Source organism: Sphingobacterium sp. LZ11T8, assembly GCF_024261425.1.
GTDB lineage: Bacteria > Bacteroidota > Bacteroidia > Sphingobacteriales > Sphingobacteriaceae > Sphingobacterium.
In genome coordinates, this window is record NZ_JANBZY010000002.1 from 239,594 (window position 1) to 261,933 (window position 22,340).

Annotated in this window: 19 protein-coding genes; 8 read left to right on the plus strand and 11 right to left on the minus strand. The window is 38.7% G+C overall.

The window, feature by feature from the left end; all coding sequences use genetic code 11:
* Both NLF99_RS05960 and NLF99_RS05965 read right to left on the minus strand, forming a co-directional pair.
* A complete protein-coding gene (locus NLF99_RS05960; protein ID WP_254527144.1) occupies positions 1 to 3,102 on the minus strand; it encodes a TonB-dependent receptor in 3,102 nt (1,033 codons plus the stop codon).
* A gap of 406 nt (positions 3,103 to 3,508) precedes the next feature.
* On the minus strand, positions 3,509 to 6,367 hold the full coding sequence (locus NLF99_RS05965) for a triple tyrosine motif-containing protein (RefSeq protein WP_254527145.1): 2,859 nt from the start codon (positions 6,365 to 6,367) through the stop codon (positions 3,509 to 3,511).
* 86 nt (positions 6,368 to 6,453) lie between these two features.
* Between NLF99_RS05965 and ispE the strand changes: the two genes are divergently transcribed.
* Positions 6,454 to 7,260 carry a 4-(cytidine 5'-diphospho)-2-C-methyl-D-erythritol kinase gene (gene ispE / locus NLF99_RS05970; RefSeq protein WP_254527147.1) on the plus strand — a complete coding sequence of 269 codons (807 nt, stop codon included), beginning with the start codon at positions 6,454 to 6,456 and terminating at the stop codon, positions 7,258 to 7,260.
* Positions 7,261 to 7,376: 116 nt separating this feature from the next.
* Here ispE and NLF99_RS05975 read toward each other — a convergent pair whose 3' ends face one another.
* On the minus strand, positions 7,377 to 8,111 hold the full coding sequence (locus tag NLF99_RS05975; RefSeq protein ID WP_254527152.1) for a TIGR00730 family Rossman fold protein: 735 nt from the start codon (positions 8,109 to 8,111) through the stop codon (positions 7,377 to 7,379).
* Positions 8,104 to 8,946: an ATP cone domain-containing protein gene (locus NLF99_RS05980; RefSeq protein ID WP_254527155.1), complete on the minus strand. Its 843-nt coding sequence runs from the start codon at positions 8,944 to 8,946 to the stop codon at positions 8,104 to 8,106. Before NLF99_RS05980 ends, NLF99_RS05975 begins: the two co-directional genes overlap by 8 nt.
* 118 nt (positions 8,947 to 9,064) lie before the next feature.
* Here NLF99_RS05980 and NLF99_RS05985 point away from each other — a divergent pair, with 118 nt between their 5' ends.
* Entirely contained in the window at positions 9,065 to 9,358 is a 294-nt protein-coding gene (locus tag NLF99_RS05985) for a DUF2892 domain-containing protein (protein ID WP_185212136.1), read from the plus strand.
* A gap of 67 nt (positions 9,359 to 9,425) precedes the next feature.
* Entirely contained in the window at positions 9,426 to 10,109 is a 684-nt protein-coding gene (locus tag NLF99_RS05990) for an NAD-dependent deacylase (protein WP_254527156.1), read from the plus strand.
* Positions 10,110 to 10,295: 186 nt separating this feature from the next.
* Here the strand turns inward: NLF99_RS05990 and NLF99_RS05995 are convergent, their stop codons facing one another.
* Both NLF99_RS05995 and gdhA read right to left on the minus strand, forming a co-directional pair.
* The gene (locus NLF99_RS05995) at positions 10,296 to 10,541 is read right to left on the minus strand and encodes a hypothetical protein (protein ID WP_254527158.1); all 246 of its coding nucleotides are present in this window, start codon (positions 10,539 to 10,541) and stop codon (positions 10,296 to 10,298) included.
* 78 nt (positions 10,542 to 10,619) lie between these two features.
* Positions 10,620 to 11,954 (minus strand): NADP-specific glutamate dehydrogenase, encoded by a 1,335-nt coding sequence (gene gdhA, locus NLF99_RS06000; RefSeq protein WP_185212139.1) that lies wholly within the window; start codon positions 11,952 to 11,954, stop codon positions 10,620 to 10,622.
* A 107-nt stretch (positions 11,955 to 12,061) separates the two neighbouring features.
* Here gdhA and NLF99_RS06005 point away from each other — a divergent pair, with 107 nt between their 5' ends.
* Positions 12,062 to 13,081 (plus strand): D-cysteine desulfhydrase family protein, encoded by a 1,020-nt coding sequence (locus NLF99_RS06005; RefSeq protein WP_254527159.1) that lies wholly within the window; start codon positions 12,062 to 12,064, stop codon positions 13,079 to 13,081.
* 46 nt (positions 13,082 to 13,127) lie between these two features.
* The gene (locus NLF99_RS06010) at positions 13,128 to 14,030 is read left to right on the plus strand and encodes a sugar phosphate isomerase/epimerase (RefSeq protein WP_254527161.1); all 903 of its coding nucleotides are present in this window, start codon (positions 13,128 to 13,130) and stop codon (positions 14,028 to 14,030) included.
* Positions 14,031 to 14,055: 25 nt separating this feature from the next.
* Here the strand turns inward: NLF99_RS06010 and NLF99_RS06015 are convergent, their stop codons facing one another.
* The 3 genes from NLF99_RS06015 to bla form a co-directional block, all read right to left on the minus strand.
* Positions 14,056 to 14,550, minus strand: coding sequence for a YfbM family protein (locus NLF99_RS06015; protein ID WP_185212142.1), 495 nt, complete (start codon positions 14,548 to 14,550; stop codon positions 14,056 to 14,058).
* 304 nt (positions 14,551 to 14,854) lie between these two features.
* Complete coding sequence (locus tag NLF99_RS06020) at positions 14,855 to 15,415, minus strand: DUF4256 domain-containing protein (RefSeq protein ID WP_185212143.1); 561 nt, start codon at positions 15,413 to 15,415, stop codon at positions 14,855 to 14,857.
* 179 nt (positions 15,416 to 15,594) lie between these two features.
* A complete protein-coding gene (gene bla, locus NLF99_RS06025; RefSeq protein WP_254527162.1) occupies positions 15,595 to 16,494 on the minus strand; it encodes a class A beta-lactamase, subclass A2 in 900 nt (299 codons plus the stop codon).
* 200 nt (positions 16,495 to 16,694) lie between these two features.
* Here bla and NLF99_RS06030 point away from each other — a divergent pair, with 200 nt between their 5' ends.
* Positions 16,695 to 18,299, plus strand: coding sequence for a M60 family metallopeptidase (locus tag NLF99_RS06030; protein ID WP_254527164.1), 1,605 nt, complete (start codon positions 16,695 to 16,697; stop codon positions 18,297 to 18,299).
* Between the two features lie 68 nt (positions 18,300 to 18,367).
* On the opposite strand, the gene NLF99_RS06035 is transcribed toward NLF99_RS06030, so the two are convergent.
* Positions 18,368 to 19,903: a SulP family inorganic anion transporter gene (locus NLF99_RS06035; protein WP_254527166.1), complete on the minus strand. Its 1,536-nt coding sequence runs from the start codon at positions 19,901 to 19,903 to the stop codon at positions 18,368 to 18,370.
* Between the two features lie 80 nt (positions 19,904 to 19,983).
* On the minus strand, positions 19,984 to 20,697 hold the full coding sequence (locus tag NLF99_RS06040; RefSeq protein ID WP_185216334.1) for a DUF2711 family protein: 714 nt from the start codon (positions 20,695 to 20,697) through the stop codon (positions 19,984 to 19,986).
* A gap of 135 nt (positions 20,698 to 20,832) precedes the next feature.
* Here NLF99_RS06040 and NLF99_RS06045 point away from each other — a divergent pair, with 135 nt between their 5' ends.
* Positions 20,833 to 21,468 (plus strand): LysE family translocator, encoded by a 636-nt coding sequence (locus NLF99_RS06045; RefSeq protein ID WP_254527168.1) that lies wholly within the window; start codon positions 20,833 to 20,835, stop codon positions 21,466 to 21,468.
* Between the two features lie 9 nt (positions 21,469 to 21,477).
* The gene (locus tag NLF99_RS06050; protein WP_254527175.1) at positions 21,478 to 22,245 is read left to right on the plus strand and encodes a methyltransferase domain-containing protein; all 768 of its coding nucleotides are present in this window, start codon (positions 21,478 to 21,480) and stop codon (positions 22,243 to 22,245) included.
* Positions 22,246 to 22,340 lie beyond the last annotated feature (95 nt).

Here is a 22,340-nt window from a genome sequence, read left to right on the forward strand (position 1 = left end):
TTAGAACTGAACATTGATACCAAACAAGAAGTTTCTTGTAGTAGGGTATGCCGATAACTCAATACCTGAAGTCAATGCAGGATTACCATCGCTAGCAATCTCTGGTGAGAAACCAGTGTACTTGGTAAACATAAATGGATTCTGCGCTGTGAAATATAACCTCATGTTTGAAGTAGAGTTATATAACTTTTTGAAGGTATATCCTAGGGTAATGTTATTGATCCTGAAATAATTACCAGACTCTAAGTAATAACTAGAAGCATATGAATCTCTATCAGCTCCTGGATCGGTGTTAGATTTGTTATCTGCTGTCCAACGGTTGTTGAAAGTATCCTCAGTGATGTTTTCACCACCATTGATCCTAGTTCCTTTCAATGCATTGTAGATCTTGTTACCTGCAACACCATATCCTGAAAGGGAGAAATCAATCGCTTTGTAGTTGATACCTAGGTTCACACCGTAAGTAGAAGTTGGCATATACGATCCGAAGAATACTTTATCCCTGTTGTCGATTACACCATCATCATTTTGATCCTTATAGCGTAAGTGACCAGGACGAGGGGTACCATATTTTGCATTGTTCGCAATTTCATCGGTATTTTGCCAAACACCATCGGTCTCCCACATCCACCAACCGTAGATTGGCTGCCCAGATTTGATCTGCTTAGTGATCTGACCATTCGCAAGACTACCACCGATAGCTCCGTCATAAGCTGCTTTTACATCAGTCAACTCATTGTGGTTGTAAGAGTAGTTAACTCCGATATTGTAATTAAAGTCCTCAGAAACAGAGTTAGCCCAGTTTAAGATCACTTCAATACCTTTGTTTCTTACCTTACCACCGTGATCGTAGAAGTTATTGGCGAAAGGAGAGTTCAAGATTGGCTGAACGTTCATCAGTACATTTGTATTCAACTTGTTGTAGAAATCTACGGAACCCGAAAGTTTTCTATTGAACATTTCAAAATCCAAACCTACACCAGTTTCTTGAGTTTTCTCCCAAGTCAATGGTAATGCAGGGCTACCAAAAGCTGCTCCTAATACTAGGTCTTGACCAGGGCCAAATACGTAGTTGTAGTTTGAACTTCCTTCAGCAGTCAATAATTGAGAAACGTTCAATGGAATATCTTGGTTTCCTAATACACCCCAGTTTGCTCTTAATTTCAAGAAATTCAATACGGTATTGTCTTTCATGAAATCTTCATTGGAGATGGTCCAACCTAAACCAAATGAAGGGAAGGTCGCATAGTAGTTACCTGTGTTTCTGAATACACTTGATCCATCACGTCTGATGGTCGCTGTTGCATAATATTTACTGTTGTAGTTATATTGAACACGACCGAAATAAGAAGCTAATGCTCTTGGTGTATAATAAGTTTGGTTCAACACCTTGGTATAATCTGCTGAAGCCATGTCTATGTTCCAATATTGCTCCAAAACAGGCAGGTCATATCCAGTTCCTGAAAGCATATTTGAAATATTAGATTTCTCCCTAGAGAAACCGGCAACTGCGTTTACTTGATGACCATTGAAGTTTTTGTCAAATGTCAAGAAGGTTTCCCATTGCCATCTGAAATCTTCGTTCTTTTTGTACATCAAGCTGTTGTTTGCATATTGAGTGACATTTGGATTGTCATTTTTCAATTTATTGAAATCAGCCTCTGTACGAAGTGGATTGCCATTTAACCATGCATCTTTGATATCAGTAAAAGATCTTTCATTGCTGAAGATCTTAGTTCCACCGATACGTGAATTGATCTTTAAGAAATCAAAGATTTGATATTCCGCTTCGATACCACCTTGAAGACGAGTATTGTTCAACAATTGATTAGCTCTTTGGATTGCATAAACAGGGTTACCGATCGAGTTCAAGTTACCAGTAGTTTCACCAGGTTGAGTTTGGTATCCAGCAACACCAGTTGAAGAATTGTAAATTGAAGTACCATAACGACCGTTGTCAAACATAACTGGAGCCAATGGAGTCTGACGGTAGGCATCATTAAATGCACTGAAAGGTTTTGGCGTAGATTTATTGAATGAAAGGTTTAAGGTTTGGATAAACTTAAGTTTGTTATCCAAAAACTTGTAGGTATTGTTGTTTCTAATGGTATTTCTAGTGAATTTAGAACCGTCGATAATACCTTGTTCAGTGAAATTATTTGCACTGAAGAAATAGTCTACAATTTCAGATCCACCAGAAATATTGATGGAGTTATTGAATACGGTACCATTTTGCAAGATTTCATCAAACCAATCCGTATTATTTGCTTGGTTTGCCGCCAATAAAGTACCTCTTCCGATTCCCTGAATATTTTCGTTATAATATTGGATATATTGGGAAGCATCAGCCATCTTAACACGGTTCAACATGTTTTTCATACCTGCATAGCCCTCGTAGCCAATCTTAACAGAACCAACTCTACCTTTTTTGGTAGTAACCATGATTACACCGTTCGCAGCACGAACACCATAAATGGAAGCAGAAGAAGCATCTTTCAATACGTTAATGGATTCGATGTCTGCAGGGTTGATTGAATTAAGGTTATCAGTTGGGAAACCATCCACGATATACAATGGATTTCTTCCCCCTAATGCTGTTCCTAGACCGCGGATAGTAACTTGTGGGGTAGAACCTGGAGCTTCTGAAGCTGTTACGTTCAAACCAGCTACTTTACCTTGAATAGACTGCATAGCTGACATGGCTGGTTGTTTCACGATTTCTTCAGCCTTAACGCTTCCAATGGAACCCGTTAAGTCTACTTTCTTCTGTGTACCATAACCGACAACCACAACCTCTTCTAAAGCCATGTTCTCGTCGTCTAAGAAAACATTGATTTGATCTTTGTCGCCAACTGCGATGCTTTGCGACACGTATCCTATAAAAGAGAATACCAATGAATCAGTAGGGCTAGCCTCTAAGCTAAAACGGCCTGCCTCATCCGTCTGAGCTCCTCCTGATTTACCACTTATAGAAACGGAAACTCCAGGCAAAGCAATCATGCTTTGGCTGTCCTTTACCGTACCTGTAACGGTTTTGCTTTGACCGTATAGCCATGTAAAGCTGATAAGGAAAACAAAGGTCAGTGTAAATAACTTCCTCATATAACAAATGGTTTAATTGAGTGAATAATGTTTAGTAAGTAAAAAAGTGTTTGTTCACTTAACAAATATGTGATGTATAAGTTTGTAATTAAAATAATCCATATATACATTACTACTACATTCAATTTTTACTTGCTCATTTAAATGTTATATAAAAGTTATATATTTGATAACTAAATGTTTAAAACAATCATATTCATCACAAGTTAATTAAGTTAGTGTATAAATAACACATAATTGATATTAGCGTAATGATGTAGTGATGTAGTACTGGAAAGTAAATATTTAACAAATATTTCAAGTGTTTTTAGCAGTTCATATGCTAAAAAAGAGCAGCATTTTAGCAAATGAGTGGTTACTCATTAAGAAATTTAGCTAATGAAAATGAAATAAAAGGAGGGATGCCTTACAGTTCCAAAAGGAATTCAGTAAGGTTCTTATTGGTAGGTAAATTCAACTTCTTTCGCAGTCTATACCGGCGGATTTCGACGCCACGGGTACTGATGTTCAAGAGAGAAGCTATTTCCTTGCTGGACATATTTAACCTTAAATAAGCGCATAACTTCAGGTCATTGGGAACCAAGCTAGGGTATTCAGATTTAAGCTTCTTAAAGAAGTTCTCATGCGCTTCATTGAAGCTCTTCTCAAACAGATCCCAGTCCCGGTCATCACTATGTGCTTCATCGATCAGTTTATTTACCTTTCGCAATTGATCGTTGCTCAATTTGTTCCCACTGGAGTCATTTAGATTGGTCAGTTCATGATGCAGATTATTGAGCATCTCATTCTTATAGACAATGTTCATGGCCGCATTGGCCAATTCCCTGTTCTTACTTTCCAATTCCTGTTCCAATTGCAAGTTCTTCAAGGAAATCAATTTTTTCTCATTGGCAGCAGCCTCACGAGCCATACGTTCTTCTTGTTCTTCCAATAATTTCTTCTTGACCTTTCGCTGATGCTCCAACAACCTGTTTTCATACCATTTCTTACCGAAGTATATCACAGCAGCTAATGCAATGAAATAAGCTAGAATAGCAGGCCAACTCAGGTACCATGGCGGTAATACTTTAAATGAGACAGAGGTTATCTCAGATTTTATACCATTAGGAGTAATAGCCCTGACCTGAAAGGTATAACTTCCAAAGGGTAGATTGGTGAAATCCTTAAATGCAATTTCCTCCCATGTAGACCAAGATTCGGTATATCCTTCCAGATAATATTGGTACTTCAATGCTGAAGAGGAATACCAAGTTGACGCAAAAGAAAACCTGATATTATTTTCCTTATTCGGGATCTCAAGTTCATCATAAATTGAATAAGGATCAGATGTAGTGTTCCAAATACTTGTAATGATAGGTTTAGGGATGTTTTGCTGAACGGGATATTGATTGAAATACAAGGCAAAGCCGTTATCCAAACCAATTAGAGAGAGGTTTTCATCCACATTTAATACCTGCTCATAATCGTTCATCATACGGCCTTTCAGGGAATTCCATGAACTGGAATCAATCTTTAACTTGCCATCGCTTAGAAACTGTATTTTGGCCAAATGCGACTTCTTGATAAACCAATAAGCATTATTATGGATAGGGATTATTTTATTTGCGGAAGCAAAACTAGCCAATTGGCTGTTCAGTTCTTCATAGGGTTTGAAAGCCCTTAGGATATTGTCAAATAAGTAAAAACCGGAATCACTTGCAAAAACAATATTATTGGCCAAATTATAGATCCCATGCAATTTGCTGCCTTTTGGCAAGCCATTATTCTCTAATTTAAATTCTAATGCATCTTGATAGTTTGGACTTAATTTAAAACTGAAAACATTCTGTGAGTTACTCAACCAAAAGCTTTCAGGTCCAATCTGCATTATATTCCTAATTGGGTCCTTTTTATAGGAAAACTGTTTTACAAAGCTTGCAGAAGGATCACTCTGCATCAAACTCACACCCGTATAATTAGCTTGAAGCCAATATTTAGAATCTCGCATGGAGACAAAATCCCAAGCACCGGTAACCGAAGAAACCTGACGCATGCTATTTCCCTCAACCACAAATGTTCCATTATTGTGGCCACAGATCAGTTGACCTTTGATATTGGCCAATTTCCATACCTGACCTTGGGAATTGGGCACGATCCTAAAATTTAAAGACTTATAATCATTGACCCCTTGCCAATCACTTACAAAGAGGCCTTGATTGGTGCCAAGATAGATCTTGTTGTCAAAGATTATCGAGCTGTAGACCGTACCGATATTACCCGTCAGGTCTGAGTAGTAATATAATGGGCTATTGATGTCAATCCGATCAATGCCATTGTCTAGTCCGACCCAAAGATTGGATTGCTTATCTACGGCTAAGCTGAGGACCGTATTGTTCTGCAGACCATTGTTTTTATTAATATGCTGAACAATTTCGCCGGCTTGATTGACAATGATGACTCCATTTTGAATGGTACCAAATGCATATTGGTTTCCAAAAAGCTTGACTGCATTATTGATCTGATATTTTTTCAGCAAGTCCTGGGCTTCGGTTCTCCAAGGCTCCATGCTACCATCGGCATTCATCTTGTAAACGCCATTGCGATCAGTCCCGATCAGTACTTCATTGGAACTATAGGGAAGCATAGCTAAAATATTATATCCTAATAGCTTATGTTTATCTTTTATCGCAATTAACTTGCTATCATTGAGTTCATGCAAACCAGAAGGGAGTTGCTCAAAATACATCTTCCCGTTTACCTGGAAGCCAAATAAAAATGGCTCGCCATCAGCGGTGATGGTCTTGATCTGGTTGTTTTGATAGAGGTAACTTTTGGAAAAGGTATGGAAATAAATCTTATCACCATCAATGATGATCCGCCATATTTCATCATTTTTTAATGCCTGTTGATCGCTGACCAATCCGGATAAACTGCTGTATTCCATTTTCCCATAGTCGGATCGGCTCCAATAGCCAAATTCCCCAGCTCCACCTACAAATATCCTTCCTGCGGGATCAATATTTACGCTGCGTAGACCAGCATGGTTTTTCATCCGATAAAGTTCCCATTCCTGGCCATCGTATTGAAGAAGACCTTCTGTATTCGCTGAATAGATCATTCCTTCCGGACTCACGGCTATGCCCCAGTTTTGGTTTCCCGCGTGGTAGACAGTCTTACTGTACTGCTGCACATAAGGAGAACCGACACGCGGAATATTCTGACCATTTGATTCGACAAAATGACCAACAATAAATAAGATAACTAGGAAATACTTCAGCAACTTCATATTCTTAAGGACCAAATATAACAAAAGCTACTCATGAACATTAAAATTCTCATTGGCTACTTAAGGGAAAATCATTTAATTTGTATATGCTGAAGTTCGCAAACGCTAAAATTAACCTTGGTTTACACATCCGTAGCAAAAGGCAAGATGGATACCATGAACTGGAAACCATATTCTATCCAGTACATATCTATGATGTCCTTGAAATACTGCCGGCAGAAAAACTGGAACTCCAGATCTGGAATTCTGATCTCCTTGCGGATGATCAAAACCTTTGCCTTAAAGCTTTCCGTTTCCTGCAACAGGACCACCATATAGATCCTGTAAAAATTCATCTATTGAAGAACATCCCTATTGGTGCAGGTCTGGGCGGTGGATCTTCAGATGCCAGCTCAACCTTAGAGCTTTTAAACGATTACTTCAAGTTAAACTTAAGCAAGGAAATCCTGAAGCAATATGCAGCAAAGTTGGGAGCAGACTGTCCATTTTTTATTGATAATAAGGCCATGTATGCGGAAGGGATTGGAACCGAACTCAGCGAGATCCAACTCGACCTAAGTCCATACAAGATCATAATAATCAAACCGGAAATTCACATCTCTACGGTTGAGGCATACAGCAGGGTCAGTCCTATGGTTCCAAGTGTAGACTTGCGAGAAGCGATAAAACTTCCTATTCAAGAATGGAAATATCATATCATCAATGATTTTGAAATTTCCCTCTTTGATCGCTACCCATTAATAGGGGATATTAAAGCAAAACTTTACGAAAAAGGAGCTATCTACGCTTCAATGAGTGGGTCAGGTTCATCAGTATTCGGGATATTTGAAGAAAACGTAGACTTAAATGAATTAAATAAATACGGAAAAGTTTTTATGCCAGTTGAATTATAACATCGTAATCCACTGGCATAAACACAGTTCTTTACAATCTCCAAATCAGTTTGAAAGTAAACATTTAGAGATGCCCCAAAGTCTAAATACTAAATACCAGCTACTAAGTACTACAATTAAATAGCCTTTTTCTCGCCCAATATCCAATTTGGTTTTGGTTCCTTAAGCTTGATGATCTTATTCGTGTCTGCATACTTCATGATATGCAGGGCAGCTTCAGTGATATCATCCGTAAACAATAATAAGTCTTGATCCTCTGGACTGATCGTTTTTGCCTCGATCATCATATCGACATGTTCCTTGATGTTTTTATGATAATCCATGCCCATAATAACGATTGGAAATTGAGAGATCTTTTTGGTCTGTATAAGGGTCAGGGTTTCAAAGAATTCATCCAAAGTTCCAAAACCACCTGGCATAATGACAAAAGCAAAGGAATATTTACGGAGCAATTCTTTTCGGACGAAGAAATAATCAATATTTACAAACTTATCCATGTAAGGATTGTGCTTCTGTTCATGGGGCAATACAATATTGCAGCCCACTGAATTTCCATCCACGTCCTTTGCACCCCGATTGGCCGCTTCCATTATCCCAGGGCCGCCGCCAGTCATGATGGTAAAACCTTGGTCAGCTAATTTTGCAGAAAGCTCCCGAGCCTGAACATAATAGGGATGATCTTCTCCAAAACGCGCAGATCCAAATACGGTGACACATGGACCAACGAAATGTAAGGTCCGGAATCCTTTCATAAATTGAAATACAACACCGATGGCATATTTCAATTCATTCCATCTACCTCGAGCACCTTTTAGGAAATTGATTTCCTCACGTACAAATTTATTACTCATGTTCTAATGGGCTATTAATTAACTCATTTGCCTCTTTCAGGATAAGTTTTTGTTTATCCTTTGCCACTTGGATTTTATCCAAGATTTGGGGAGACTTAACCAGGTCCTTAACTAAAATACATTGAAATTTCAACAGCATCGCTTTATCTTGTTCCGATACATTGGTCAAGCAGGTCACCGGATATTCCGCATTGCTATCAACACGGGTCTTCAAACAACTTCCTTTAGGATAATCCCATGAAAGTAAGTTTACATTGTAATATTTTCCGAAATCAATGGAATCGCTGGTAAGGTATGCGTTTGTCACCAACCAACCATCCGTAAACTCATGGTCTTGGTTGAAGAAACGATAAGATATTCCCGTAATATCCTCTTTTCTTGATTTAAAGTACATGGGGGTAGTCACGGAGATCTTGGCGTCGGTGTCATTCCTGAACTTACACTCTATGGCCAACATTTCATCGCCTTTTAAGGCAACTACATCAATTTCGTGGCTTACGGCATGACCTTGAACGGTCTGGCCGGTTACAGCCTCGTAGCCATCTTCTTGGAATAACCTCGCGATCCATTTCTCAAAATAGAAGCCTTCTGGCCCCAATTCACGAATAGCCCGTTTCAGACTATATCGTGCGGCATAGGAATTCTTCTTGCCTCTAAGGGCATTAAATGCCATTTCGTATAATTCTTTGGTAGGTATCCCATCATATACCGAACCTTTGATAGATTCATAAACCATATTGACTACTTGTTCATTGGCTCCAGATCGGGTTAAGGAGCGACGTAATGCTGTTTCGTCGAAAGGTACCAGCTCACCTGAATATTTTTTTACGCGCATTTTTTTCTTTTCTGCCTGAATTTACAAATATTAATGTCCTAAACACAAAATTTATACCTAACTGGAAACATTTTAATTTTTCAATCGTTATATTGTAGAGGAATAAATTTCGAAAATTATGAGCGGTATTTTAAATTTTGCAATTGACAAAGTAAAAACTAAACTAGAAGAATCCTGCGAATATGGTAATGTGGGAACATCAGAACGTATATTATCAGTAATTGCTGGCGGTTTCATTATCGGTATGGGAGCTAGAAAGCTTCTCAAAAACCCGATTACAGCTTTCTCTGGAATTACACTGGGGGGCGCACTTGTACTGAGAGGTGTCACGGGTAGTTGCCCAATCAAGGAAGCTATTGAAGAAAAGAAACCCGAAGCTACAGTTATTGAGCATAGATATTTTGTGAAATAATATTCACAATTCATTTTATAATCGGTTTCATTTTATAATGAAACCGATTTTTTTTAATCCATTTTCCATGAAAAAAATAGTTGTATTTACAGGTGCTGGAATATCCGTAGAGAGTGGCCTGCCAACATTTAGGGGTTCAGATGGACTCTGGGAAGGCCATCGCGTAGAGGATGTCGCTACTCCTGAAGCCTGGGAAAAAGACCCTGAATTAGTTCAAAATTTCTATAATAAAAGAAGGTCAGATTGTTTGGCAGCAGAACCTAACCATGCCCATAGAAAGCTGGCCGAACTGGAGAAAGATTATGATATCACCATTATCACCCAGAATATTGATGATTTGCATGAGCGTGCGGGAAGCAGCAAAGTGTTGCATCTACATGGACAGATCAGGAAAGGACAGTCATCCATAAATCCAAATCTTATCTATGACATCAACGGGACGGATATTAAGGACGGGGACCTATGTGAGCTCGGTTCTCAATTGCGCCCACATGTGGTCTGGTTCGGAGAAGCAGTTCCAAATATGAATGAAGCTTATAAAATAGCAAGGCAGGCAGATGTCTTCATAACCATTGGAACATCCCTGCAAGTCTATCCTGCAGCAAACCTGATCTACGAAACTAAACCGGACTGCAAACTTATCCTTATCGACCCAAATGCTGAGCAATATCGCGTACCACCAGTAGTACTGAAAATATCCGAAAAAGCGAGTGTAGGAGTGGATTATTTGGCGAAATATCTACCCAAATAATATTTTGTAACAACATATAACTATACTGTATTTCAGTATTTTATATTATTTATTTAAATGTTAGGTTTTACTAAAATATAAACTAGAACATAAAAAAAACCTGAATACCAAATAATATTTGGTATACAGGTTTTTAGTTTTTTAACAACTACGTAATCTGATACTTACGTATATTATATCAACTTATTATTGATGTTTGTTGTAGGTTTCTATAATTGCAGCTCTCATCTGAACAAAGAGGTCAAGAACCTTCTTCATAAACTCTTCATCAAGCATTTCAAACAAGCCATTGACTCCGCCAACAACATCTACTTCGGCTATTTTATAGGATTGCTCCAAAGTCCCTTGTTCAAACTTGATGATAAACTTTTGGTTCATCCCGAAGATGCTGATCTTACAGTCAGGATGTGGCAACTCAGCTAGTACTCGCATATCTTTTCTTATGTATATTAAATAAAAAAGTTCTGGTTTATATAGACCAGAACTTCAAAATTATAAATTATTACTATTCTAAACGACTCCTTGGGCTTTCATTGCTTCCGCAACTTTTATAAAGCCTCCAATATTGGCACCTCTTAAGTAATTGACATAACCTGTCTGTTCCTTACCAAAACGGACACAGGTCTTATGGATGTTCTCCATGATCAATTTCAATCGATGGTCTACTTTTTCAGGAGACCACTGTTGGCCAATGGCATTTTGCGACATTTCTAAACCAGAAACCGCAACACCACCCGCATTAGCGGCTTTACCAGGACCAAAATGGATCTTTGCCTGATGGTAAACACGGATTGCTTCGGCAGTTGAAGGCATATTGGCACCCTCAGCAACGATAGTACAACCATTCTTAACTAATTTCTTGGCATCGGATTCATTTATTTCATTTTGCGTAGCACATGGTAATGCAATATCACATTTAAACTGCCATGGGTTTTCCTTAGCATGATAGGTTGCTGAAGGATATTTTTTGCTGAATTTTCCTAGATCACGGCCTAAAGTCCCCAAATAAACCAGTTTCTCTATCGTGAATCCATCTTTATCATATATTGTCCCCTGGCTATTTGATAAAGTAATCACTTTTGCACCTAATTGAATGGCTTTTTCCGCAGCATAGTAGGCTACATTTCCAGCTCCAGAAATACTGATTGTCTTTCCTTCAATGCTTTCGTTATTGTAGTCCAATACACATTGCACGAAGTAGAGTAGACCATAACCCGTAGCTTCTGGTCGTATATATGAACCTCCCCATTGTGTTCCCTTTCCGGTCAACACGCCTGAGAAATTATTCTGTAATCTTTTGTATTGACCAAATAAATACCCAACTTCTCTTGTTCCTACACCGATATCGCCTGCAGGGACATCCGTTTCCGAACCGATATGTCTTTGCAATTCCGTCATGAAGCTTTGGCAAAAACGCATGATTTCATTGTCCGATTTACCTTTAGGATCAAAATCAGAACCTCCTTTACCACCGCCAATTGGCAAACCCGTCAAGCTGTTCTTGAAAACCTGTTCGAAAGCCAAGAACTTCAAGATGCTCAAGTTTACATCCGGTGCAAATCTCAACCCGCCTTTGTACGGCCCGATTGCTGAATTCATCTGAACACGATAGCCACGGTTAACTTGAATCTGGTTCTTGTCATCCAACCATGCCACGCGAAAGGAAACAACACGTTCTGGCTCGACCATACGCTCCAGGATCTTGAGATCAATAAAATCTTGTCTGTTTTCAGTGATATAGGGAATTAAATCCTCAACTACTTCGGTAACTGCTTGTAGAAATTCAGGTTCATTTGGATTACGCTGATCTACTTGTTTAATGAAATTCTTAAAATTAAGGGACATTTATTATTAAATAATTATTTGATTCAACGCAATATTACCAAAAATTCCAGAAAAATGCCAATATTTTATGTTTTTAATCAATGCATATAATTCCTTAATTTTATTTCATGAAAGAATTAAGCGGATTTGACCATCACTTGGTTTCAAACGGATTCCACCGAATTAACCTATTAAACCAAGCCAGTCCATTACTACAACTAAAATCTCTGAGCAAAGAACTTGACACCCCAATTTTTATCAAGAGGGATGATCTAACCGAGCTCGGAACAGGTGGAAATAAACTTAGAAAGTTAGAATACCTATTGGCAGAAGCGAAGAACCAGCAAGCAAACCGGGTCATCACCATCGGAGCGAGACAATCTAACCATGCAAGGCTTACGGCAATTTCAGCAAAAATGCAGGGCTTTGAGGTCGATTTGGTCCTCAAAAATTCGGTCCCGCTTGATACAGAGAGTTATCAACTCAACGGGAACCTTGTTTTGGATAATATTGTTGACGCCAACATCCACGAAATACCCAACGACGGAACAGCCAATACCTTTATCAGCAACCTCAGCAAACATTATGAAACCGAAGGGGAGAAAGTATATTTCATACCCGTAGGCGGTTCTAATGTGGTTGGTGGATTAGGTTATGCTAGAGCCACCTTTGAGATCGAAACCCAAGCTGCTGCTCTAGGTATCAATTTTCAACATATAGCTTTGGCAAGTGGATCGGGAGGAACTCATGGAGGCGTAATCGCTGGCTATGAAATCCAAGGAAAGAAAGTCTTTATCCAGGCCTACAATGTACAACCAGACCGAGAACCTATCTTGACAGAAACCAAGCATATTACAGAAGGTATTCTCGACATTTTCGAACTGGACGATTCAAAATCCAAAATCGAATACCGATTATCCAATGAATATGTAGGAGAGGCATATGGCATACCCAATGAACAAACTTTGGCAACCATCAAGCATCTCGCTAAGACAGAAGGCGTTTTCCTAGATCCTGTTTACACTGGCAAAGCCTTTACAGGTTTGGTCAACGACATTAAATTAGGGAAATATCCCAAAGGAGAACCTATATTATTTATCCATACCGGAGGCACAGCAGGCTTATTTGCATATAGCAATTGGTTTTAAATTTCTATCTTTAGGAAATCAACCTTCTTAACTTTAATAAAATCCAATGCAAAGAAAAGACTTCATCAAATCTCTTGGAATCCTAGCAGCTACAAGTTTATCAACGGATGTAATTGGCAATACCCTGAAAGTCAATGCTAATTCACTCCAGATAAAAAAGGGGCTAGGCTATTGGATGATCAAGGAAGACCTTTCTCTACTGGACAAGTTTAAGTTGGTCAAGGACCTAGGTTTTGATGGCATTGAGTTCAACAGTCCATTGGACATCCCTTTGAAAGATTTATTGGAAGCGCGTGATAAAACAGGTATTGAGGTCCCAAGTACGGTCAATAAGGATCATTGGGGCAAACCAATTTCAGATCCTGATCCTGCTGTGAGAAAGTTTACCATCGACTCCATGGCGAAATCCTTGGAACAGACCAAAGAGTTAGGTGGAGATACTGTATTGCTAGTACCCGGAGTGGTCAGTGATACAGTATCCTATAAAACTGCTTATGGAAATGCCCTGGATTCTATTCGAAAAATGATTCCGCATGCTGAAAAAACAGGGGTAAAAATTGCATTGGAAAACGTATGGAACAATTTTATCCTCAGTCCAATAGAGGCCAAGGATTTTCTAGATAAAATAGATCATCCATTAGTCGGTTGGTATTTTGACTTAGGTAATATCCTACGATATGGATGGCCAGACCATTGGTTGGAAGTCCTTGGAGACAAAGTTTTCAAGCTCCATGTCAAGGAATACAGCAAGAAGATCATGAATGAGGAAGGGCTAGGGAAGGGCTTTAACATAGAACTTACCCAGGGGGATGTAAATTGGTCCCAGGTCATGAAAACCATCAAAGACATCAACTATAAAGGTCAATATATGACCTTGGAAGTAAACGGGGGTGACAGGACCGTTCTGAAGAAATTATCGGAACAGTTAGATACGATCATTAAATCCTAACTGACCGGTATCCGTGCAGGTAATACTAATTAATGATGATTACAATGGCTTCATTTGCCCAACTTGCATGTTGGAAAAAGCTTTGGAGTTTCACAAAATATTCCTCTAAATAGTCAAAGCTATTCTGTTCGTCCCAAATATCAGGATATACGGACTGTTCCTTCATCTCTTGAGGATTGAACCTAAGTTTCAGGTCTTCAATTCCAATCGCTTTGATTTTTTCATTCAAGCTCTTCACTTCCTCTGGAAGCAAGTATCTTGCTGGACCATAACCCAGATCTTGATTTTCATCTACCGATGCAGACCCTAAAATGACATGGCTCATTTTGTTCTCCACAGCGTTCTCAAAGGAGGACCCTGTCAACAAAAAAATTATGCCATCCCATGATTTATCAATATCTAAGGAAGGAGCTTGTGTAACTTCATTGGAAAAGAAATCTTGCTCCAACTTATGACTGTCTTCGAGGTAAGACTCCAATTTATCCAAAGTTACCCTTCTAAGGGTGCAATACATTCCCATAACTTAAATTTATAATTAAATATAAGGAAAATTAGAGATTCTTTAGCAAACAACACTTTTCTTCAGGTTCAAAAATTAGCCGAGTATGACAGTTTCATTCGAGGCATATTCGGGAATCATTCGAGGCATATTCGGGAATCATTCGAAAATCATTCGAGAATAATTTCATCCGATTCGAAATTTCGGAATGTGTCTCGAATGAGGTCTAATAGAAACCCAATAGAACAGCATATAAAAATAAAAAACCTAGCTGAATTTTGATCGGCTAGGTTAGGTATAATCCTTGAAAGGATTATTGATATTTTTAGGAAAGGGAGATCAAACCACGGAATCCACGGGCTGCATAATAGGATTCTGCTCCGTTATGGTAGGTAAAAACCCGGCCAAAGCGATAGTCTCCGAAGATAGCACCGCCTTTTTCCCTAATCTCAGTTGGTGTCTCCAGCCAACTAGAGGTCTTTGCATCAAAGTTGCCCAAAGCCTGTAAAGCAGCATATTCTGCCTCATTCAATATTTTTACCCCCATATGATTGGCCAAGTTGACCGCCGAATCTTTGGGCTTATGTTCTTTTCGGGATTCCAATGCCTCCTCATCATAACATAAGCTACGTCTGCCTTTTGGGCTTTCTGCAGCACAGTCGATATAGATGATTTCCTCATTGTCATATATCGATACCACATCAGGTTCACCATCTGATTCTTCCATCTCATTAATGCTCCAAAGTTTATCAGCCGAAGCCTCTAATTTTCCTTTAACATCTTCCCAGGTGATATTAGGATGCCTGTGCATATTTTTTTCAAATCGCTTTTTAAGGATATCCAATAGTTCCTCGGCACGCTGTGGTTCTAATTTTTTTGGTTTCATTGTTCTAGTTCGTATTAAACAAATGTAATTGTTCAAACAGAATATTTTGGGAGTTTGTTTTAAAAATATTGTTTTGAACCAGGATGCAAAGGATAGGAGGATGGATCAAGATGCTTTCCTCAAATAAATACGACCTCCACATCATTTCAATCAATCTCTTTTAGGCATCAATCCCAACCTTACTTTTTCAAAAAATCATAAGCGGCTTTTGAAACTTCTGCAATAATTTTGGCGCTGTTCGGTTCGGTTTCTTTGGAGTCGGTAACATAGACTGAAATATAGAAAACCTGGCCATCTGGCAACGTGACTACGCCAATATCATTGACTGCAGCTATGAAACCTGTGGTTTTATGGACTCCTGAATAACCGGTCTTGTGAGCCACAACGGTGCCCTGTGGCAATAGACCCTTTAACCTATTTTTACCAGTACTGGTGGAGCGCATAGTATCCCAAAGAAATTTATGGGAACTGTCTGACAGCAATTTTTTCGTGTTTGTGTAATAATCAAAGAGGATTCTATTGGTTTGTGCCACCTTCGTCCAATTCTGGAATTGAATATCCCAGTTACTTTGTTGTTCTTCCTCGGTAGTTTTGATCGATTGCTCCGTATAGCCTCTATCTTCAAAATATTTTTGTACAGGCTCAGTCCCTCCAAGCAATCCAAACATAATATCACAACCTACATTGTCGCTTTCCGCTACGGTATACCTTAATATTTCACTTAATGGCAGCGTTGTACCATTGGGGAACTTATCCTTGATTGGACTGTATAGATCAGTGGTAACTGTCGCCTTACTGATATCCACAGGTTGGTCCAAACTTAACTTCCCTTTATCCACCTGATCAAGGATGGCAATGGCAAGATGGAACTTATACGTGCTCTGTAAGGGATATTGATGATCTCCATTCATTATCAAGCTATCGGTAAAATCATTATTGTGAATGGCAATCCCAACTTTTGCTTGGTAATTAGCTAATATTTTATCAATCTGCGGTTTTAAGCCTTGCAGATTTTGAGAGAAAACAGAACAGGAAATGAGGCTGGAAACTAGCGTTAAAGAGTAAGTTTTAAAGTGCATTGAAAAATAAATTTTAGGGTTCAAATTTTAAACGGAGCTTAGAATTATTTATTGTTAATCAAGAGACCAGAAATAAATAAAATTTTAGTCAACCGATTGAAACTGCAAATAAAGCGTAATTAGCCTGTTTTGGCAAATTCTCACATTATTGAGATAAAAAATTAAATGTATTTTAGTCAGTACTGGATCAATTCTTTATTATGAAAAAAACACTAATTACACTTTCAGCAGCCATATTAATCAGTAACCTTAGTTGTGCCCAGAGTGCCCAAGATCTGCATCAAGTATATGCTGATTTAACGGTCTTCCAAGACGGGCTAGCTACCCAACTTAAAAAGGGAGTAAACAAGAAACAGATAGCGACTATTGCAAATGAGGATATCCGTGCCTTAGCACAAGGATTATTGTCTGGCAAAAATGTAGACCCTTATAAATATGCCAGCTATCCTGCACTATTATCACCGAAAACATTGGGTCAAGAACTGAGTATTGGCGATGGATATAGCAAATATGAAAATGTAACCGGCGTTTATCTACCTATTGGCAAACACATCCTTATTGCTGATGGCATTGAAGATGATCAAGATATCAAGCTCGTTATTCCAAATTGGATGCGTAAAGCGCCTAACCCAGAAGAGCCGACCAAAGACCCGAAGGGTTGGGGAATCGAGAAGAAGGAATTCAAATTAAAGAATGGGGTCAATATCATTGAATTAAAGGAGTTTGGCAGTTTGGCTTATGTCAATTACTTCTCTGATCAGCCCAAGGACGAAAAACCGATCAAAATACATTTTCTATCTGGACAGGTAAATGGTTATTTTGATATACAGAAGCATTCTGACCAAGATTGGAATGCATTTTTGGATCATGCTGTCTATCCGATCATGGATGCAAAGGGCAAGCATATACAAACGGCATATCCCGTAGAGGATCTAAAGAAATATGCATACGGAAAAGGGAAGGAGTTGATCAGCAATTACGATTCCCTCGTATATAGACAACATCGTTTAATGGGCTTGATCAAATACGATAGGGTTCCCGACAATAAGATATTAGCAAGAGTAAACTATAACTACTATATGTTCCGTGATGGAGATGGAGTAGCCTATATGGGAGACAAGCAGGGTTATGCCATGAAGATGGTCTTAGATCCAAGTTCAGTCATCAATGGTGACCCTTGTTGGGGATTTAGCCATGAAGTTGGACATGTACACCAAACTTCGCCAATGCTGAGCTGGGGAGGGTTAGGAGAGGTGAGTAATAATATTTATTCGCTTTATGTCATGAGGTCATTTGGAAACAAATCAAGAATCTTGGCCCAAAACAATTTCCAGTCAGCTAAAGAATCGATCATTGACAAAAAGATTTCCTATCTGCAAGACCCTGATGTGTTCAACAGGTTAGTTCCATTTTGGCAATTGCAATTATACTTTGAAGGGGAGGGGAAGAACCCAGATTTCTATCCAGACTTATTTGAGACTTTGAGAAAACAAAATAAGAACAATAGTCCTTCTAGGCAAAAAATCCGGGAACGATGGGGCAGGGAGCCTGTTGTTGTGGAACGAAACCCAGCAGTTCATCAATTGAATTTCATCAAGACTGCCTGCGAGGTATCAAGGACAGATTTAACTGATTTCTTTGATCAATATGGTTTCTTTTATGTAGGGGAAATGAAATATGATGATTATGGAAATTATGAATACAAAATGACCCAACAAATGGTAGATGAATGCAAGGATGCGATCAAAGCCATGAATCTGGGAAAACCAACGATAGATATCAGCAGCCTGACAGATAAGATTTAATCACTGACTATAAATAGACGAATTGGGTTTATTCAGTTAAACCCAATTAGTTTTTTTATGGTTACTGATTAACCTTTAGGCATAACCTTATAAGTTGGATCTTCTTCGATATCGACTTCTATAAATCCTTTGGCGTTATCCAATAATCGGACACAATCTGGACTGAGATGTCTTAAGGTAACTTTCTTATTTAAATCCTGATATTTTTGGATCAGCTTTTTCAAGGTTTCTATGGCGGACATATCAACTACCCTCGATTCTTGAAAATCTATGATGATATGTTCGGGATCCTCAATCATATCAAATTTATCCATGAAATTACTTGTGGAACCAAAGAACAGAGGTCCGTATATTTCATATACCTTTTCGCCATTTTCTGCTATGGATTTCCTGGCGCGAATCCTTTTGGCATTATCCCAAGAAAACACCAATGCTGATATGATTACACCTACAAATACCGCTAAAGCCAGGTTATGCAAGATGACCGTAATGGCTGCGACCAGGATACCAACCAGCACATCAGATTTTGGCATTTTGGTCAAGAGTCGTAAAAAGCCCCATTGAAAAGTAGAAATTGCCACCATCATCATGACCCCGACCAAAGCAGCCATAGGAATCTGTTCAATTACCTTTCCACCCACCAAGATCACAAACAAGATCCCCAATGCACCAACAATGGCTGAAATCTTGGTCCGCGCACCAGCATTGATATTCACCAAGGTCTGAGCCACCATGGCACAACCTCCCATACCTGCAAAAAATCCGTTGACCATATTCGCAGTACCTTGCGCTACGGCTTCCTGATTTGAACTCCCCTTAGTATTTGTGATTTCATCAACCATATTTAAGGTCAACAAGGATTCAATCAATCCAACTGCAGCCATAACCGAAGCATAAGGAAAGATGATTTTCAAGGTTTCGATGGAAAAAGGGACATTGGGTATGTGGAAAGAGGGAAAAGCACCACTCACCGATGCTATATCAATAACTTTCTTCGTATGGATATCAAAGAAGTAAACCAGGGCAAAGGTGACGATGATAGCAACCAAGGATGCCGGAACAGCTTTGGTAATTTTTGGAAAGATCAACACGATCAATACGGTCAGCAAAGTCAAACCAGCCATTATTAAGAGGGGAGAGCCTGTCATCCAGGTTTCTATGCCATTGTTGAACGTTTTAAACTGTTTTAATTGGGCCATAAAGATAATAATGGCCAGACCATTTAAGAATCCGTACATAACAGGCTGTGGAATCAGACGAACAAATTTCCCTAATTTAAAAGCGCCAACTAGGATCTGCATAAGGCCAGCAAGGGCCACAGCAGCAAATAGGTATTCGACCCCATGTGAGGATGCCAATGCAATCAGGACAACAATTGTAGCACCGGCGCCACCGGATACCATTCCAGGTCTACCTCCTAAAAAAGCAGTTACAATACCCATCAAGAATGCTGCATATAGACCAGTGAGTGGGCTAAGTCCCGCCAGTATGGCGAATGAAAGCGACTCTGGGATCATGGTCATAGAAACCGTTAATCCAGCGAGAATTTCATTCTTTAAATTGATCTTTTCCTTGGAAATAAGATTGATGGCTTGAAGCTTCATGTATCATTCAATAGAATGGCAAATTTGAGGAATATTGTTGAAAAAATGCTGCCAATATTTATATTTTGAACAAGTTAAGATCAATCAGCTTTTACACTCCAATAAACTTCTGTTTTCTCATTGGCGTAAAAACCTTCCAATAAAGCATCCTTCACGATACTTTTCACGGTCGCTGGATTAGAACAGATATAGATTTGGAAGCTATCCCAATGGCAGCTGATCAATATCTTGCGATCATAAGTATATAGATTTTGGTGTGTAGCATAATCTATTTGATCCTGGATCAGGTCATCAATCCAGACCAATTCCATGGCATCACCAAATTCAGCGCCTAAACATATCCATTCATATCCCTGTTTTTTAATCGCTTTTAGAATAGAGTTGATTTGGTTTTCAGGAATGCGGCCTTCAGTTGGTGCTAGGATTTGGTTATTCTCCATAGCGTTATCTAATATTTCCTCAAGGACCCAATCTTGTTTCAGCTTGACCAATCCACCGATAGAAGTCCTCAATGCGATATCTATTTGGTTAATCCCCTGAAATCCTGAAATCATTAATATCTCTTCCCATCGGATGGGTTTAGTATGGAGAAGGATCCTTTGTTTAATATCAATTGAAGTTCTATCGTCTATTTCCCAGAAATTAGAAAGTTTCAAAGTGGAAGAGTCCAGCAGTTGTAGGAAAGGATTTAAGGAAACAAATACACAGTTGAAGACACCGCTGTAGAAATCTAACAGTGAGACATCAGCAAAAGGGCCAATGGTATTCCTATCCATTTTTGGTAACTCTCTCAAGGGTCTTTATTTAAGCGGGTTAAAACCAGGCATTTCTTCCTTTCTAATTTATCAAAAACATTTTGGAAGTCAGGTTAATTTTTCAATTGATTTCCTCACTTAAATTTTTAGATTTGGGAAAACAAATTCCGAAACATGTTTGGCATCTTAAATTTTGAGCTCTTTTTGCTTGCGACCATAGTTTTTATTATCACACCGGGAATGGATACCATTTTTGTGCTGAATAAATCCATTAGTCAGGGGAGGTCTGCAGGTATATATTCTGCGATCGGGGTCAATGCAGGCATATTAGTGCATACCATGTTTGCAGCTTTGGGTCTTTCGGTGTTGATTGCCCAGTCAGCAATAGCTTTTTCCATCATAAAATATTTAGGAGCAGCCTATTTAATCTATTTAGGGATCAAATCCATTCTTTCTAAGGAAAAGGCCTTTAACCTGGAAGAGATCACGACTGAGTCAGAAAGTGGCTGGAAAAACTTTAAATCTGGATTGATTACCAACGTTTTGAATCCTAAAGTGGCTTTGTTTTTTCTTTCCTTTTTCCCTCAGTTTGTCCAGAAAGACGCTGTAGGTTCTTCAATTCCCTTTATCGTATTAGGTTTTACCTATGCGGCCTTAGGATTGCTGTATTATTGCATATTGGCGCTTTCCATGAACCTTTTTTCAAGCAAGATCAAGGGCAACAATAAAATCAAGGGATTTATGGATAAATTTTCAGGTATGGTATTTATTTTGATGGGAATTAAGGTAGCATTTTCTAAACTAAAATAATTTACAACTATGCCTTGGGATCCAGAAGTATACAACCGATATAAAGATATTCGCTATAAGCCATTTTATGACCTGCTAAATTTGGTAGAAGATTTAGGGCCAATGGAATGTATTGATTTAGGCTGTGGTACTGGAGAACAGACTGCAACGCTTGCAAACCGCTTTAAGGAAGCTAAAATCTTGGGCGTAGACAATTCAGCAGAAATGCTTGAAAAGTCGAAGCCTTACGAAAATGATCGGCTTAAGTTCAAACTGGAAAACATCGAGGATGCAATAGCTGACAACAAGCATTGGGATTTAATTTTCAGCAATGCAGCCTTACAATGGTTGGATAAGCATACCGTTCTTTTTCCTAAAGTTATTTCCAAATTAAAGGCGGGAGGTCAATTAGCCATTCAGATGCCCGTTCAGAATGATAATAAATTAAATCAGATCCTTTTAAAATTGGTACAGGAGGAACCCTTTGCCTCTCAATTAGGTCATTTCACGCGAAATTCCCCAGTTCTATCCATGGATGAGTATACACAGATCCTGTTTGACAATGGAATAAAGGATATTGAAATCTATCAAAAGGTATATCCTCAGATTGCTGAAAATGTGGATGATCTGTATGATTTCATCTCAGGTTCGGCAATGGTGCCTTATTTAGAGATTTTGGATGAAGAGAATAAGGAAGGATTCATCCAGGAATTTAAAAAAAGGATAGTGGATGCCTATAAAAGTTTTCCAGCAATTTATGCATTTAAACGGCTGTTGATTTATGGTAGAAAAGGCTAAGGCTTGAGAATTATATAATCCTATAAAATATTCCATAAGCAATAAGTGTTTCAGAATTTCATCTAGGATCCGATCCCAATTTATTTATAGCCATT

Excerpts from the sequence above, each read along its gene's own strand:
- NLF99_RS05960 (WP_254527144.1), bottom strand. The coding sequence starts at position 3,102 with ATGAGGAAGTTATTTACACTGACCTTTGTTTTCCTTATCAGCTTTACA.
- NLF99_RS05965 (WP_254527145.1), bottom strand. The coding sequence starts at position 6,367 with ATGAAGTTGCTGAAGTATTTCCTAGTTATCTTATTTATTGTTGGTCAT.
- ispE (WP_254527147.1), top strand. The coding sequence starts at position 6,454 with ATGCTGAAGTTCGCAAACGCTAAAATTAACCTTGGTTTACACATCCGT.
- NLF99_RS05975 (WP_254527152.1), bottom strand. The coding sequence starts at position 8,111 with ATGAGTAATAAATTTGTACGTGAGGAAATCAATTTCCTAAAAGGTGCT.
- NLF99_RS05980 (WP_254527155.1), bottom strand. The coding sequence starts at position 8,946 with ATGCGCGTAAAAAAATATTCAGGTGAGCTGGTACCTTTCGACGAAACA.
- NLF99_RS05985 (WP_185212136.1), top strand. The coding sequence starts at position 9,065 with ATGAGCGGTATTTTAAATTTTGCAATTGACAAAGTAAAAACTAAACTA.
- NLF99_RS05990 (WP_254527156.1), top strand. The coding sequence starts at position 9,426 with ATGAAAAAAATAGTTGTATTTACAGGTGCTGGAATATCCGTAGAGAGT.
- NLF99_RS05995 (WP_254527158.1), bottom strand. The coding sequence starts at position 10,541 with ATGCGAGTACTAGCTGAGTTGCCACATCCTGACTGTAAGATCAGCATC.
- gdhA (WP_185212139.1), bottom strand. The coding sequence starts at position 11,954 with ATGTCCCTTAATTTTAAGAATTTCATTAAACAAGTAGATCAGCGTAAT.
- NLF99_RS06005 (WP_254527159.1), top strand. The coding sequence starts at position 12,062 with ATGAAAGAATTAAGCGGATTTGACCATCACTTGGTTTCAAACGGATTC.
- NLF99_RS06010 (WP_254527161.1), top strand. The coding sequence starts at position 13,128 with ATGCAAAGAAAAGACTTCATCAAATCTCTTGGAATCCTAGCAGCTACA.
- NLF99_RS06015 (WP_185212142.1), bottom strand. The coding sequence starts at position 14,550 with ATGGGAATGTATTGCACCCTTAGAAGGGTAACTTTGGATAAATTGGAG.
- NLF99_RS06020 (WP_185212143.1), bottom strand. The coding sequence starts at position 15,415 with ATGAAACCAAAAAAATTAGAACCACAGCGTGCCGAGGAACTATTGGAT.
- bla (WP_254527162.1), bottom strand. The coding sequence starts at position 16,494 with ATGCACTTTAAAACTTACTCTTTAACGCTAGTTTCCAGCCTCATTTCC.
- NLF99_RS06030 (WP_254527164.1), top strand. The coding sequence starts at position 16,695 with ATGAAAAAAACACTAATTACACTTTCAGCAGCCATATTAATCAGTAAC.
- NLF99_RS06035 (WP_254527166.1), bottom strand. The coding sequence starts at position 19,903 with ATGAAGCTTCAAGCCATCAATCTTATTTCCAAGGAAAAGATCAATTTA.
- NLF99_RS06045 (WP_254527168.1), top strand. The coding sequence starts at position 20,833 with ATGTTTGGCATCTTAAATTTTGAGCTCTTTTTGCTTGCGACCATAGTT.
- NLF99_RS06050 (WP_254527175.1), top strand. The coding sequence starts at position 21,478 with ATGCCTTGGGATCCAGAAGTATACAACCGATATAAAGATATTCGCTAT.